Origin of the sequence: Cellvibrio mixtus subsp. mixtus J3-8 (assembly GCF_000766945.1) — a bacterium.
GTDB lineage: Bacteria > Pseudomonadota > Gammaproteobacteria > Pseudomonadales > Cellvibrionaceae > Cellvibrio > Cellvibrio mixtus_A.
In genome coordinates, this window is the sequence record NZ_KN266208.1 from 338,178 (window position 1) to 353,112 (window position 14,935).

Annotated in this window: 15 protein-coding genes and 1 tRNA gene; 8 read left to right on the plus strand and 8 right to left on the minus strand. The window is 49.6% G+C overall.

The genetic code is table 11. The features are described from left to right. Positions 1–14: 14 nt before the first annotated feature. From A596_RS12015 to hemA, 8 genes are all read right to left on the minus strand, one after another. Positions 15–713 carry a DUF1294 domain-containing protein gene (locus A596_RS12015; protein ID WP_039915015.1) on the minus strand — a complete coding sequence of 233 codons (699 nt, stop codon included), beginning with the start codon at positions 711–713 and terminating at the stop codon, positions 15–17. 17 nt (positions 714–730) lie between these two features. Beyond that, positions 731–1,858, minus strand: a complete 1,128-nt coding sequence (locus A596_RS12020; protein WP_039915016.1) for a DUF4405 domain-containing protein — start codon at positions 1,856–1,858, stop codon at positions 731–733. A gap of 109 nt (positions 1,859–1,967) precedes the next feature. Further along, entirely contained in the window at positions 1,968–3,446 is a 1,479-nt protein-coding gene (locus A596_RS12025; RefSeq protein WP_039915017.1) for a winged helix-turn-helix domain-containing protein, read from the minus strand. A gap of 54 nt (positions 3,447–3,500) precedes the next feature. Then, positions 3,501–4,064: a TIGR00645 family protein gene (locus tag A596_RS12030; protein WP_039915018.1), complete on the minus strand. Its 564-nt coding sequence runs from the start codon at positions 4,062–4,064 to the stop codon at positions 3,501–3,503. A 91-nt stretch (positions 4,065–4,155) separates the two neighbouring features. Next, a complete protein-coding gene (locus A596_RS12035; RefSeq protein WP_039915019.1) occupies positions 4,156–4,899 on the minus strand; it encodes a HesA/MoeB/ThiF family protein in 744 nt (247 codons plus the stop codon). Continuing rightward, positions 4,896–5,759 (minus strand): peptide chain release factor N(5)-glutamine methyltransferase, encoded by an 864-nt coding sequence (prmC, locus tag A596_RS12040; protein WP_039915020.1) that lies wholly within the window; start codon positions 5,757–5,759, stop codon positions 4,896–4,898. The genes A596_RS12035 and prmC overlap by 4 nt, the downstream gene beginning before the upstream one ends. 101 nt (positions 5,760–5,860) lie before the next feature. Further along, positions 5,861–6,943 (minus strand): peptide chain release factor 1, encoded by a 1,083-nt coding sequence (prfA, locus tag A596_RS12045; RefSeq protein ID WP_039915021.1) that lies wholly within the window; start codon positions 6,941–6,943, stop codon positions 5,861–5,863. Beyond that, positions 6,940–8,268: a glutamyl-tRNA reductase gene (hemA, locus tag A596_RS12050; RefSeq protein ID WP_039915023.1), complete on the minus strand. Its 1,329-nt coding sequence runs from the start codon at positions 8,266–8,268 to the stop codon at positions 6,940–6,942. The genes prfA and hemA overlap by 4 nt, the downstream gene beginning before the upstream one ends. Positions 8,269–8,451: 183 nt before the next feature. Here hemA and A596_RS12055 point away from each other — a divergent pair, with 183 nt between their 5' ends. The 8 genes from A596_RS12055 to pth all read left to right on the plus strand — a co-directional run bounded on the left by A596_RS12055 (position 8,452) and on the right by pth (position 14,830). Beyond that, the gene (locus A596_RS12055; protein ID WP_039915025.1) at positions 8,452–8,985 is read left to right on the plus strand and encodes a 3'-5' exonuclease family protein; all 534 of its coding nucleotides are present in this window, start codon (positions 8,452–8,454) and stop codon (positions 8,983–8,985) included. A gap of 56 nt (positions 8,986–9,041) precedes the next feature. Beyond that, entirely contained in the window at positions 9,042–10,781 is a 1,740-nt protein-coding gene (locus A596_RS12060) for a tetratricopeptide repeat protein (RefSeq protein ID WP_039915026.1), read from the plus strand. Next, positions 10,778–11,404 (plus strand): lipoprotein insertase outer membrane protein LolB, encoded by a 627-nt coding sequence (lolB, locus tag A596_RS12065; RefSeq protein ID WP_052417459.1) that lies wholly within the window; start codon positions 10,778–10,780, stop codon positions 11,402–11,404. The genes A596_RS12060 and lolB overlap by 4 nt, the downstream gene beginning before the upstream one ends. Positions 11,405–11,408: 4 nt before the next feature. Next, positions 11,409–12,254, plus strand: coding sequence for a 4-(cytidine 5'-diphospho)-2-C-methyl-D-erythritol kinase (ispE, locus tag A596_RS12070; RefSeq protein ID WP_039915028.1), 846 nt, complete (start codon positions 11,409–11,411; stop codon positions 12,252–12,254). A 13-nt stretch (positions 12,255–12,267) separates the two neighbouring features. Beyond that, positions 12,268–12,342: transfer RNA gene (locus A596_RS12075), tRNA-Gln, on the plus strand. Positions 12,343–12,502: 160 nt separating this feature from the next. Beyond that, complete coding sequence (locus tag A596_RS12080; protein ID WP_039915029.1) at positions 12,503–13,432, plus strand: ribose-phosphate pyrophosphokinase; 930 nt, start codon at positions 12,503–12,505, stop codon at positions 13,430–13,432. Positions 13,433–13,534: 102 nt separating this feature from the next. Continuing rightward, positions 13,535–14,143 carry a 50S ribosomal protein L25/general stress protein Ctc gene (locus tag A596_RS12085; protein ID WP_039915030.1) on the plus strand — a complete coding sequence of 203 codons (609 nt, stop codon included), beginning with the start codon at positions 13,535–13,537 and terminating at the stop codon, positions 14,141–14,143. Between the two features lie 96 nt (positions 14,144–14,239). Then, positions 14,240–14,830: an aminoacyl-tRNA hydrolase gene (gene pth / locus A596_RS12090; protein ID WP_039915031.1), complete on the plus strand. Its 591-nt coding sequence runs from the start codon at positions 14,240–14,242 to the stop codon at positions 14,828–14,830. Positions 14,831–14,935: the final 105 nt, after the last annotated feature.

Sequence of the window (14,935 nt, forward strand, 5' to 3'; positions counted from 1 at the left end):
CATAACACGTATCATCAATTACCAAAAGACAACGATGCCATCAGCCAGCGACCGTCCAAAAATAACCAATCAAACCACAACAACTGATGGGCAATAACGATTAACCAAAACACCATCTGAAAAGATAATTTTTTGGTTTTATGGCGAAACTGTTGTTGCGCGATAAATGCGCCCGGCCAACCACCAATCAATGACCAAAATTGTAAATTGGCTTCAGTGATGCGCCATTCATTGCGTTTAGCACGGCGCTTGTCATCCCAATAAAAATAATACGCGAGCAAACTGGTGATCAAATAAATGGGAAAAATCCATAAGGAGCCATATTGGATGGTCACGTTGAGCGCACCCGCGAATGGCAAAACCAATAACATGACCAATTTCACCCACGGGATCTCATGCTCAAAAAGTCGATAATTTTTGCCTGACGCCCGCTTTTTGATTGCGTGATTATGTTCCTCTTTATTGCCAACACGAGGCTTGACTCTAATACGCGGGTTATCAAGCGTAAGATTAGTGCTGCGCACATGGGTGGCAATTGTTCGCCCCTGTTTGTCAGTACCCAATTGAAAAAATACAGAGTCACCCTGTATTGGTCGATGCAATCCCCGTACTGCCGAGATATGGAAAAACACTTTTTTACCGGGTGAAATAGAAATAAATCCAAACCCTTTTTGATCATCCCAACTGTCGATAACGCCGGATTGTTCTGACATTACTTGCCTCTGGTTTACTATTTTTGCGCATCATAAAACTCCACAAGGATTCTATCCACCAATTGCGTGGCGGTTGTGAGATTGCTGGTATCCGGATTGATCTCGCCATCTTTCCCCGAGTGATGCCCTTGCCCTGCAAGCTTCAATAAATAAATCGGTTGCTTATCGTTGCGATCCACCACCGCTTCGTAAATAACCGATGGTTGCGCCGAATAACCATCGCCGGAATACACTTCATCATCCGGAAAGCGATCACTGGAATAGTAGGTATTGAAATCAAATGATTGGTTAATTTCAAAACGAATCCGGAATTTTTCCGGCAGCGCCGTAAGGGATTTTGTTGTTAACTGGAAATTCTCACGCATGGTTGCACCGGAATAAGCATCCAATATGGGTGTAGATACTTCCGGCACCATCGCGCCATCGGCAGATTTTAAACCTAGCGCATGCAAAAAGACGGGTAAAGATTCAGGGCGCTTGCGTTCGTTTTTACTGGCGGTGTCCCATTGGTACTCAAAGATTTCTCCCGCATCCATATCAGCAGCCAGAGGATTATCGATAAATACTTGCTGTGGTTTTTTTCGGGTGACTTTATTAGCAAAATTATTATGGGCTAATTTTCCGGTCACATATAACGGCTGGATAAACTTCCCATCCAAGGTTTCCAACCATATCGCATATTGTGGCCACATAAAAAACGGCCCTTTGCGGAATTCAATCGTAAATGTTTCTCCCGTTGCGATAGCCGGTTGAACTCGCCGGATCTGGTAAGTTTGCTGCTCATCCACACCATTTGCCGTTGCTGCACGTAGCGTTTGCCCCCAACGATAGAACTGCATGAAAGGAACCGTCTGGTAATAAACCAGAATCAGCAAAACCACAAACACACCGGCACTACCCAAAGGCGCAATATTGATTTTTGCTGTACCCGTATTTCGAAGATAATTTTTTAGCGGTTTAAGATTATTTTTGATATGCCATAACAATAACAGCAGCAACCAAAAACCGAAGATGGTATGTAGCAATGCCACCAATTCCCGATGAGGCTTCAGGAACATCAGCAATGAGGTAATGAAAAGAATCGTGAAGCCGAGAAAAATAGAAAGGCTAATAAAACTGCGCCAGCGAATTTGATTGGAAGTCATAGTGTTCACCCGTTAAATAATATCGGGTTACTTCGCCAGCAAAGCGGAGGGCAAACCAGTTAAATTTTATAAAAATTTATGAAAAGCACTGCTTTTCATAGCAAATTGTTTATTTTCCAGTCAGCACGGGTAATTCAATCGGCAGTTTATGCTGTTCGATTAATTCCTTGAGCTGGTTCCGATGAGCAATCAGTAAATCGTTTTTCTTCTGGAGAGCGTAAAACTCGATCAATTTCAAATGGACCAAACTGACACCGATAGGGCAGGCAATCGCCTGATGATGCTTCATAGCACGCAGATAAGAAATCTCCGCCGTATGCTGATCTCCAGTCTTTAATGCGATATCTCCCCACAAGGTCGCGATATACGCTTGATACAAACTATCGAATGCTTCCGCCGTTAATTCTTGCGCAATAAATAAATAATGGCGTGCCTGTTCAATGTCACCTTGCATTAACTCCGCCCTGGCTAGCAGATAATAAAACACGTAGGTTCTTGCATATTGGTGTTGCTCTGCAACACCAATTGCGTTGCGGGCGTTTATTATCGACTGCGCCCAATCATTTTGGCCTTGGGTAGATTCAATCAACAATTGGTGAGCCAGGAAGTTATCCGGCTCGATAGTGACTGCGGTATTTAGCAGCGCAATCGCAGCATCAGATTGCCTCTGTTTCTGCTTTTCCCAAGCCTCGCCGACCAGGCTGGAATTAAATTCTGCATTCAAATGGGAAAGGTCCAGACGTGCATCCGTTTTCGTTGCGATAATATTTGCCAGGTTTTCAACCACTTTGTCTAACCGGTTTTCCATAATCACACCTGACGATTGGTTCGCGGGCGTGAACAACCGATAGCGCAAGCGATAGTCATTCACTGAACCCGATAATTCCAGATCCACCACCAAGCTCGACCCTGAAATTTCAAAGATCCGGTTTGCAAGTTGTACTCGATTATTAATATCCACACCGGACACTTCCAACAAATGCAGGACATAGGGCACATCAAACACCTGGACATCGGGCGTGAGTTGCAACGATTGAATCAGCTGGTCCATTATCCCTAACCTTACCCACGATAAGTTTGAACCTTCAGTGCGATTATCCACGGGCAGAACAGCAATAATATTTTTTTGCGCAGGTTCGTTCGCCACATAATGTTTTAACGCAAAAACACCTAATGCGCATAACGCCACAACCCCCAACGCTATAAATACCTTAGGAATTTTTAACCGCGCTTGTGCAAGTTTTGTATTGGGAATAAATTCCGGATGTTGATGTTCTTTTTTAACAGCAACCACCCACGCGTAACCTTTGCGCGGATGCGTTTGGATCACCTCCAGTGGCGCAAATAATTGGCGCAATTCGCGAATTGACTGAACCAGTACTTGCTCTTCCACTGTGACATCATCCCAGACTTTATCCAGCAGGAATTCTTTTGCTAAAACCTGTAACGGGTTTTCAAGGAATTGCAGCAGTAGCGAAAACGTTTTGGGTCGAACATTGAGGGTTTGTTGCGGGGTAATAATTTGTCGCTGGGTGACGTTAACGGTGAAACCTTCCAGGCGATACACAATATTATGTTCGATTGTCACATCCTTTACCCGACGCAAATAAAAAGGAGCGGTTAGTACCGCTCCCTGGCAAGATTAGTGGTGTGCAGCTTTCGCGCTGGCACTGACTTTTTGCATTAAAAAATCAGTGTAAGCAATACCAATTGCAGAGGCGATAAAAGCCATATGAATAATGGTTTGCCACATTACGCCCTCTTCCGTAAATTTGGCGCCCGGTGTTCCGATGTTTCCAGCTTCGATAAAGGTTTTTAACAAATGGATTGAAGATATACCGATAATTGCCATTGCCAGTTTTACCTTCAATACAGTTGCATTAACATGGCTTAGCCACTCCGGTTGATCCGGATGACCATCCAGGCGCAAGCGGGAAACAAAGGTTTCATACCCACCCACGATTACCATTACCAATAGGTTAGAGATCATAACCACATCAATTAAACCCAGCACAATCAACATGATTTGCTGCTCACCGAGTGATGTCACCCCGGTAATCAAATGCACAAGTTCTTTTAAAAAGAGGAAAACATACGCGCATTGAGCAACAATCAATCCTAAATACAATGGCAATTGCAACCAGCGCGAGCTAAAAATCAGTTTTGGGAAAAAGTTATTTGCATAACCAACGTGTTTATCGCTCATTACTACACCTGTTTAAGTTAACTTAAATAAATTGCGCCAATACTAATTAGCCGCCCCACCAAAACACAAGGGATTTATCTGGCAAGATTGGTTAAGGTGTTCCGCATACGGGGCACTGTTGATCTTTGGGTAATTTCATTTCCCGCCATTGCATATGGCGCGCATCCAATAACAACAAGCGCCCGGTCAAACCGGTACCAAAACCACAAATGAGCTTGATGGCTTCCAGCGCTTGCATAGATCCGATAATTCCGACCAGGGGTGCAAGCACACCATTGGCTGCACAAGTTGCATCGTCACTATCTTCTTCATATAAACAGCGATAGCAGGGGCTGGATTCAGTGCGCGCATCAAACACGGCAACCTGCCCTTCCAAACGAATTGCTGCGCCCGATACCAACGGAACTTTTGCCGCGACACAAACCGCATTAATTGCAAAACGTGTAGCAAAATTATCCGTACAATCGACTACTACGTCTGCATGGTTAATTTGCTCCGCAAGGTTTTCAGCATCAAGAATTGTTTCGATACAATCAAGAACAATGTCCGGATTTAATTCGCGCAAGCTCCGCGCAGCAGACACTGCTTTGTTTACGCCGATACGCGCGCTGGTATGCGCAATTTGGCGTTGCAAATTGGTTAAATCCACTGTATCAAAATCAGCCAGGACCAAATGCCCGATACCGGCAGCGGCGAGATACATCGCCACCGGCGATCCCAAACCACCGAGCCCGATAATTAATACGCGCGCCGCTAATAATTTTTCCTGTCCATCGATATCGACATCGGGCAGCATTATCTGGCGCGAGTAACGCAGAAGTTGTTCGTCGTTCACGTTGGCTCCTGTGATTTTTTTCCTAATGAAACACGTTCATTTCCACCCAGATCACGACGGGTTTCTACTGCAACAAATCCATTTGCGCGCAATAACCCTCGCACCGCTTCACCTTGATCATAACCATGCTCCAGCAACAACCATCCATCGCAGTGCAAATAGTTCGAGCCCTCGCGAATAATGAATTCAATATCCGCCAAACCATGGTTGTCTGCGATTAATGCCGAGCGCGGTTCAAAGCGCACATCGCCTTGATTGAGATGTGGATCTTGTGGGTCAATGTAAGGAGGGTTGCTAACAATCACATCAAATTCACACCATTCAATTTGCGCAAACCAATCGCTTTGCTGGATTTTTACGTGATTGAAATCCAATTGCGTACGATTTTTTTCCGCAAGCGCAACGGCGTCAATGGATTTATCCACTCCCAATAATTGCCAGTGCGGTTTTTCGCTGGCGAGCGCCAATACAATTGCACCCGTGCCAGTTCCCAAATCCAGGCAATTCCGGACTTGATCCGGTTTGTCCTGCGCAAATAATTCCAGGGTTACTTCAACGAGCAGTTCAGTATCCGGGCGCGGAATCAACGTAGAATTATTGACGGCGAGTGGCAACGACCAAAATTCGCGCTGGCCAATAATATGGGCGATAGGCTCACCATTTTTACGGCGCCGAAAAAAATCGTTAAACATTTTCTGTTGCGCTTCATCCAGCTTTTTGTCCGGCCAGGTAAAAAGCCAGGTGCGATTTTTTTGCAAAATATGACAGAGGATGAGTTCAATATCGAGCCGGGCTGAATCGCTAATGCTTTCCAGCTCCGGCGCTAATTGCAAACATTGTGCAACGGTGATGTTGCTCATAAGGATTCACGTAGGTTGGGCAGCAATGCCCAACAACCATTTCGTTCGGAGAGTTATGTTGGGCATTGCTGCCCAACCTACAATTGATATAAGAATAAAAATTAATCCGCGATGGCCGCTAATTGGTCCGCTTGATATTCATGCGCAAGCGGTTCAACAACCGGATTCAAATCGCCCTGCATAATTGCATCCAGCGAATACAAGGTGAGGTTGATGCGGTGATCAGTCACACGGCCCTGCGGATAATTGTACGTGCGAATACGTTCTGAACGGTCACCGGAACCCACCAGGTTGCGGCGCTCATCAGCCATGGATTTATGCGCGGCATCTTCCTGCATGGTTTTTAATTTGGTTGCCAGCAAACTCATCGCGCGCGCGCGGTTTTTGTGTTGCGAACGCTCGTCCTGGCATTCCACCACCAAACCGGTTGGCAAATGCACAATGCGAATCGCGGAATCGGTTTTGTTAACGTGCTGGCCGCCAGCGCCGGATGCGCGGAACGTATCGATACGCAAATCGGCTTTGTTGATATTCACCTCTTCCAGTTCATCCGCTTCCGGCATTACCGCCACGGTGCACGCCGATGTATGGATGCGACCTTGCGATTCAGTTTCAGGGACGCGTTGCACACGGTGCGCGCCGGATTCAAATTTTAATTTTGAATACACGCCCTGCCCGCTTACCAGCGTAATAATTTCTTTAAAGCCGCCGTGTTCGCCTTCGTTCTGGCTCAACACTTCCACTCGCCAGCCTTGCGTTTCCGCGTAACGGGAATACATGCGGAATAAATCGCCCGAGAAAATCGCCGCTTCATCACCGCCGGTACCGGCGCGGATTTCGAGGTAACAGTTTTTTTCGTCATTGGGATCTTTCGGCAGCAATAATTTTTGCAAATCCAGCTGCATCGGCTCGAGCCGTGCTTCGCAATCTTTTAATTCTTCCGCAGCCATTTCCTTCATATCGTCATCGCCATCCACTAACAAGTGTTTGGCTTCTTCGATATCAGCAAGCAATTGCAAATAGGCGTTGTAGCCTTGCACTACCGGCTCAAGTTCAGCGTACTCTTTGGATAAATCGCGAAATTTGTTTTGGTTGTTGATTACTTCGGATTCAGACAGAAGCGCACTCACTTCTTCGTAGCGCTCCTTAAGGCGATCCAGCTTTTCTAAAATCGATGCTTTCATTGGGGCTCACTTGCATCGCTGCTGTTGCCAGCAACGGAGTTAACAGATTCTTTGGGGTTAGGCGGCAAGTCAGTAGCCAGCGACAAATCAAATAATTCTTGCGCGACCTGCAGCACATGATGGCGCGAACCGGCACTCGCTTCTTTTAATACCGCCGTCGGCGAATGAATTAATTTGTTAGTCAGGTTGCGCGCGAGCTGCTGCAAAACCTGTTCGGGATTTGCACCGGATTGCAACGTACGCAACGCTTTTTGCAATTCGGCATCGCGCATTTGTTCTGCTTTCTGGCGATAGGCTTTTACTGTTTCTACCGCGTTGAGCGCGCGCTGGTGCCGCAAAAATTGTTCGACACCTTCGTTGATAATTTCTTCGGCCTGGTCCGCCGCGGCAACACGGGATTTTTTATTTTCATCGATCACCGCGTGCAAATCATCCACGGTATACAAGTACACGTCATCCAGCTCGCCCACTTGCTCTTCAATATCGCGCGGAACGGCGATATCAAGCATAAACATGGGTTTGTGCTTGCGCTTTTTCAGCGCAGATTCCACTGCGCCTTTTCCCAATAACGGTAATTGGCTTGCAGTGGAGGAAATAACGATATCAGCGCGATGTAATTGCTCGGGAATATCCGCCAGCAAAATCGCTTCGCCGTTAAATTCATTGGCCAACCGTTGGGCGCGGTCCAGTGTGCGGTTAGCCACAATAATGTGTTTGATGCCTTGCTCGGCTAAATGGCGCGCGACCAATTCAATCGTCTCACCTGCACCAATAAGCAGCGCCGTATCCTGTTTAAGATTGGAAAAAATTTGTTGTGCCAGGCTGACAGCGGCATAGGCAACAGAGACCGGGTTTTCGCCAATCGCCGTTTCAGTGCGTACGCGCTTGGCGATATTGAAAACCTGCTGGAAAGTGGCGTGCAACTCTGCACCCAATGTCCCCGCCTCTTTTGCCGAGGCGAATGCGGATTTCATTTGGCCCAGAATTTGCGGCTCGCCCAGTACCAGCGAATCCAGGCCGCCAGCCACTTTCATCATATGGCGCACGGCTTCCTGGTCCTGGTAGCAGTAATAACTTTTAGCAAGGTCATCGGCTTCAATCGCCGTATGGCTAACCAACCATGCCTGGATGGTTGCCGCATCATTTTCACTATTGGCGTAGATTTCAGTGCGATTGCAAGTGGACAGAATCGCCACTTCCGCCAAACCCGCGTGGGCGCAGGCTTCCTGCATGGCAGAGTGCAGGTTTTCCGGCGCAAACGCGACTCGCTCGCGCAGGGCAAGAGGAGCAGTTGTGTGGTTGATACCGAAAGCTAACAGGGTCATGGATGGCGCTGATTGTTATGAAGGCCGGTATTGTCCGGTCAAGGGCGCGGTGTGACAAGAGGCAAGCTCATATTCCTGTCATAAAGCCGGTTTATTAAAGCACTTTTTATTATCGCGTTAAGTTGGCGCGGCTTTTTGCTTACCCGCCTATACTCAAACGCAATATCGGAGCAAAGATGCATTATGCGTAGACACGGCTGCCCAACCATCATTGATATAGAAGCCTCAGGTTTTGGCTCGCGCAGTTACCCTATTGAGATTGGCGTGGTTAAAAGCAGCGGCGAACGCTATTGCGCCCTGATTCGCCCCCAACCCGACTGGGAGCATTGGTGTGATAACGCCCAGACCGTACACGGCATATCGCGGCATCTCATCGAAGCGCGCGGCCGCTGCCCTAAAGAAATTTGCACCGAACTTAACCAGTTTCTCGGGGAAATTACCGCTTACAGCGATGCCTGGATCCACGATAGCCCCTGGCTCAACCGCCTGTTTTTCGCGGCGCGAATCCATCCCAGCTTCCACCTCAGCCCGATCGAAATGATCGCGAGCGAAGCCCAGCTTCTGGCATGGGACGATGCTAAAAAACGCCTGACAAAACAATTGGATATCAAACGCCATCGCGCCAGCGGCGATGCTTATTTGATCCAGCAGACCTATCTTTATACCCGCAATCTAATAGATACCTATCCTGCACTGGCGAGGCGCACCGGACTTTAATATGATGGCTGGCCGTGCTGCCGTTCAGCACGAAGCTAATCTCGCACCGGTTGAGCATGGTCAAACATCGCCCCCTTATCCTTTCCAGCATGACACTTTTTTGGGTCCTGAGCGGCTGCAGCCTGCAATCTGCACGCAGCCAGGCATCCCCGGAAAGCGATACTCCACTTCCCAAACCACCGCTTGAAGTGCGTATCGAGCAGCCTGCCCGCGCCTTTCCAACAGAAACGCTCTATTCGCTACTCGCAGCTGAAATTGCAGGGAGCCGCGCCCAATATGATCTCGCGCTCAGCAATTATGCCCAGCAAGCGCGCGAAACCCGGGATCCGCAAATTGCCGAGCGCGCCACCCTCATTGCACGCTATATGAGCAATAACACCCTCGCGCTGGAGATGGCACGCATCTGGGTTGATGCAGCACCCCATAATAAAGATGCATTGGCGAATACCTCCATGGCCTATATGCAAACAGGCCAATTGCGCGATGCATTTACCTACTCCCGGCGCTTGCTGGAAGAAGGTGGCGACCCACTTTTCCAAAATATCGCCGCTACGGCAACCACTTTGGACGAGGATAATCGCGCTCGCCTCCTGAATGACTTTACCGCCCTGTTACAGCAACATCCCCGGGATGAACAATTGCTGGTCGGTGCCGGGATCTTGCTGCAACAACAGGGCAACTATGAAGAGGCGATGAATATTAATCGCCAGGCACTCAAGCTTCATCCGAGCAGCATTCCGGCCGCAATCCTGGAAGCCAATCTGCTCCACCAACTCAAGCGCGACCAGGAAGCTATCGCCAAAATGGATGCGTTGCTGGACCTGTATCCGGATAACACCAGCCTGCGCCAGCAATATGCACGCATCCTCACCCGCCACAACCTGGAACTGGCGCAAGAGCAATTCCAGATACTGGTGAAACAGCGCCCCGGCGATGGCGATATGCTGCTCTCACTGGGAATTATTGCACTGGAGCGCAAAGACTCCGCGACCGCGAAGCAAGCCTTTGAAGAGCTGCTGGATAAAGACCAGCACCTTTCCACCGCCCATTATTATCTGGGCCGGATTGCCGAGGCGCGGGAGGACTGGCCGGAAGCCATCATCAATTACCTGCAAGTTGATAGTGGCAACGACTTCCTGTCGGCGACCCTGAGCTTGCTCGGGATTTTTGTCCGGCAAGAAGATTTCCTCAGTGCCCAGCAACATATGAATCGCATCCGGTTACGCTTTCCTGACCAGAGCGAAGCGCTTTACGTGCTGCATAGCCAGACGCTGGTTAAATACAACTATCCGGATGAAGCTGACAAGGTGATGAGCGAGGGGCTGGCGAGCTTTCCCAACAGCACACGCCTGTTATTTGCGCGCGCCATGCTTAACAACCAGCGCAATAATTTCGCTGCCACAGAGCGCGATTTGCGCCAGATCCTCAGGCTGGATGCCGACAATGTGTCAGCTCTGAATTCCCTGGGTTACATCCTGGCTGACCGCACCCAGCGTTACGAAGAAGCCACCCGGCTATTGGAAAAGGCACTGCGACTGAAACCGGATGACCCTGCAATCATGGACTCCATGGGCTGGCTCTACTATCGCCTGGGCAAATACCCGGAGGCGCTAGGCCAATTGCGCAGCGCTTTTGATTTGAGCCCGAATGCAGAAATTGCTGCGCACCTGGGCGAAATACTCTGGATGGTAGGCGACAAAACTGAAGCGCGCCGTATCTGGCAAGAAGGCATCAAGCTTTCACCCAACGACCCTGTTATCCAGAAAACCTTACAACGGCTCAAGGCTGACTTATGATGTGTCCTCGTTTTATCCGGCAGGGAACACTGCTGCTACTCATACTCCTCACCGCCGCCTGTGCCCATCGCCCCGGCCTTACCCCGCCGGAAAATGTGCTGGAACACCAACGCCAGGTGCAGGCGATTGGCCACTGGCAAGTCAACGGCAAACTGGGTATCCGCACTGCCGACGACAGCGGCAGTGCCAGCTTGAAGTGGAACCAGGAAGCAGCAAACTACCAAATCAACCTGAGCGGCCCACTGGGGCAAAAGCGCATGCTGATTACCGGCACAGCCGACAAAGTGCGCCTGGAGCAAACCGGCGAACCGGCGCAAGAGGCAAAATCGCCCGAAGCACTGATCAAGCAACAACTTGGCTGGACGCTGCCGGTTACCCAACTCGCGTACTGGGTGCGCGGCGTTCCCGCACCCAAGGGACGCATCAATCGCCTGGAGCAAAACAGTATTGGGCTTATTGCCCAATTACAACAAGGCGATTGGCTGGTGACCTACGACAATTACAGCGATCAACAGCTTGAAGGCAAAACCCTTCCCTTGCCCGGGAAGATCACGGCTGAATATCAGGATGTGCGGCTGATTCTGGTTATCCGCCAATGGCAACTCGGCATACCAAAGCAATAAAGCTATGACAACATTGACCCTGCTATCACCGGCAAAACTGAATTTGTTCTTGCATATCACCGGCCGTCGCGCTGATGGTTACCACAATTTGCAGACCCTTTTTCAATTGCTCGATTACGGTGACACGCTCGGTTTCACCCCCAACACTGATAACCGGATCAGCCTGCAACCGGAAATCCCCGGCGTTACCTTTGAGCAAAACCTGATTGTCAAAGCCGTGCGCGCGCTTGCGCCATTCAAACCCGCCAATGCCGGCGTAGATATCCAATTGGAAAAACGCCTACCCATGGGCGGCGGTATTGGCGGGGGCAGTAGCAATGCAGCGACCACGCTAGTTGCACTGAACCATTTATGGGGCTGCAATTTAGGTAAAGAGCAACTGCAAGCGATAGGCTTAAAACTCGGCGCCGATGTTCCCGTCTTCATTAATGCGCAAACCGCATGGGCCGAAGGTGTGGGCGAGCAACTTTTGCCTGTCAAAACTCCAGCAAAATGGTTTCTCGTTGTGCAACCTGATTGCCATGTGTCCACTGCAGAAATTTTTTGTCACAAAGATTTGACAAGAGATACTTCGGCCATTAAAGTGGCGGCCTTCCTTGAGCGGGGCGGTAAAAATGACTGCGAAGCCTTGGTAAAAACGCTTTATCCAGCAGTGAATGAAGCAGTTACCTGGCTACAGAAATTTGATCGCAACGCAAAGATGACTGGAACCGGAGCCTGCGTTTTTGCAAGCTTTGAGTCGGCAGAAAAAGCACAACAGGTGCAGGCACAATTGCCTAAACATTTGCCCGGTTTTGTAGCACAAGGTGTTAATCAATCACCACTCTACAAACTGCTTCCAGGCTTCTAAATCAAGTCACAACAGGGGCGTCGCCAAGTGGTAAGGCAGCGGGTTTTGATCCCGCCATTCGTAGGTTCGAGTCCTTCCGCCCCTGCCATTTTTATCTTCAGATTCCCTCGTTAATAAATTCCCGGTATTTAGCGCGTATTCCGCTAAAATCCCAAGGGTAAAAAAACCTGCTTCGGCAAACAAGCTCATTCAGCTCTGGCTTTTTATTTACCGGCAATCAGCAAAAGGTATCTGACGTGACTGACTTAATGGTCTTTACCGGCAACGCAAACCCCGAACTCGCCAAGAAAATCGTTGGCCATTTGGGCCGCCCGCTGGGTGATGTTTCAGTGTCACAATTCTCCGATGGCGAAATTGCTGTCGAGTTGAATGAAAACGTGCGTGGTCGCGATGTATTTGTGGTGCAGCCCACATGCGCCCCCACCAACGACAACCTGATGGAACTGATTGTAATGGTAGATGCACTACGCCGCGCCTCCGCCGGCCGCATCACCGCCGTAGTTCCTTACTTCGGTTACGCACGCCAGGATCGCCGCGTACGTTCCGCCCGTGTACCCATCACCGCCAAAGTTGTTGCAGACATGATGGTCGGTGTAGGCGTTGACCGTGTCCTCACTGTTGACCTGCATGCTGAACAAATCCAGGGTTTTTTTGATGTCCCTGTCGATAACGTCTATGCATCACCAGTATTGCTGGAAGATATCGAGCAACAAAAATTTGAAGATCTGATCGTTGTATCCCCCGACATCGGCGGTGTGGTACGCGCCCGCGCGGTTGCCAAGCAGCTGGGCATCGACCTGGCAATCATCGATAAACGTCGTCCGCGCGCCAATGTGGCCGAAGTGATGCACATAATCGGTGAAATTGAAGGCAGAACCTGTTTGCTGGTTGACGACATTATCGATACCGCCGGTACCTTGTGCAGCGCCTCAAAAGCACTGAAACAACACGGTGCCAAACGTGTAGTCGCCTACTGCACCCATCCGGTGCTATCAGGAAAGGCAATCGATAACATCAATAATTCCGAGCTGGATGAACTGGTAGTAGCCGATTCCATCCCGCTCAGCGAAGCGGCGAAAAACTGCCCGCGCATTCGCAGTTTGACCTTATCAAAAATGCTCGCCGAAGCTATGCGTCGCCTGAGCAATGAAGAATCACTGAGTGCAATGTTCCGCTAGGAATGTTGCCTCGGATAAACGCCGGAGTGCATGTCGCCCTCCGGTCACTGAAACCCGTCAGGTTCTGGTCGCGGATCTGAACGGAAAATTGAGGACGGAAAAATGTCTGAAGACTTTAAATTAGATGCAACTGCCCGTAACGATTTGGGGAAAGGTGCGAGCCGCCGCCTGCGTCGTTTGGCTGATCAAGTTCCCGCTGTTATTTACGGCGGCAAGAAAGAGCCAGCAAGCGTAAGCGTTTCTCACAAAGAGCTGATCAAGCACCTGGAACACGAAGCGTTTTACTCACACATCATCAGCCTGAATGTAGATGGCGCTGCTGAAGACGTGATCCTGAAAGATGTTCAACGCCACCCATCCAAGCCAGTTGTTCTGCACCTGGACTTCCTGCGCATTGATAAGTCAACCAAGGTACACACTCACGTACCACTGCACTTCATCAACGAAGCAACCTCAAAAGGCGTGAAAATCCAGGGCGGCAAAGTGGTTCACAACCTGACCCAACTGGACATCATCTGCTTCCCGCATCAATTGCCTGAGTTCATCGAAGTTGATCTGGCGAGCGCCGAAGTTGGCACCATCCTGCACATCAGCGACCTGAAACTGCCAACCGGCGTTGTTTCTGCTGACCTGCAAAAAGGCGCAGACCACAACCTGGCTGTTGCCACTATCGTTAAGCCGAAAGGCGGCGCTGAAGGCGAAGAAGCTTAATTCTCGCTGGAATGCCAAAAAAAGGGCGGCGTCTTCGGACCCCGCCCTTTTTTATTTATACTGCGCACCGTTGAAAATGAGACCGGAAATTTACAGATGAGCAATGCAATCCAATTGATCGTTGGCCTTGGCAACCCAGGCAGTGAATATGACCGCACCCGCCACAATGCCGGGCAGGACTTTGTCGAAGAACTTGCCCGCACACTCGGGGTATCACTGATACCCGATAACAAATACTTCGGCCTCACCGCTCGCGCCAATTTTCAAGGGCAGGATTTGCGCTTGCTAATCCCGACGACTTACATGAATCGCAGCGGCCAATCCGTTGGCACCATGGCCAATTTTTTCAAGATTCCACCCGCCGCTATTCTGGTCGCTCACGACGAACTGGATTTAGCCCCCGGAGTTGCCCGCTTTAAACAGGGCGGCGGACACGGTGGGCATAACGGTTTGCGCGATATTATCGCCGCCCTCGGCAATAACCAGAACTTCCCGCGTTTGCGCTTGGGAATCGGGCATCCAGGCGCAGCGCCGCTGGTTGCGAATTTTGTGCTAAAGCGCGCACCCGCTGCCGAACAGGAATTAATTGATGATGCCATTAGCCGGGCCGTTAAGTTCGTTCCCGAAGCGATTAAAGGCGATTGGAATTCAGCGATGAAAAACCTGCACACAGATCCTAAAAAATAACGGCGCATAAATCATTAAATATGCAAACAACAGTCGAAACTTCATCCGCCAATTTGTTAGCATGCGTAGCTGCTTACCACTATTCCAACCAACAATAACGAATCG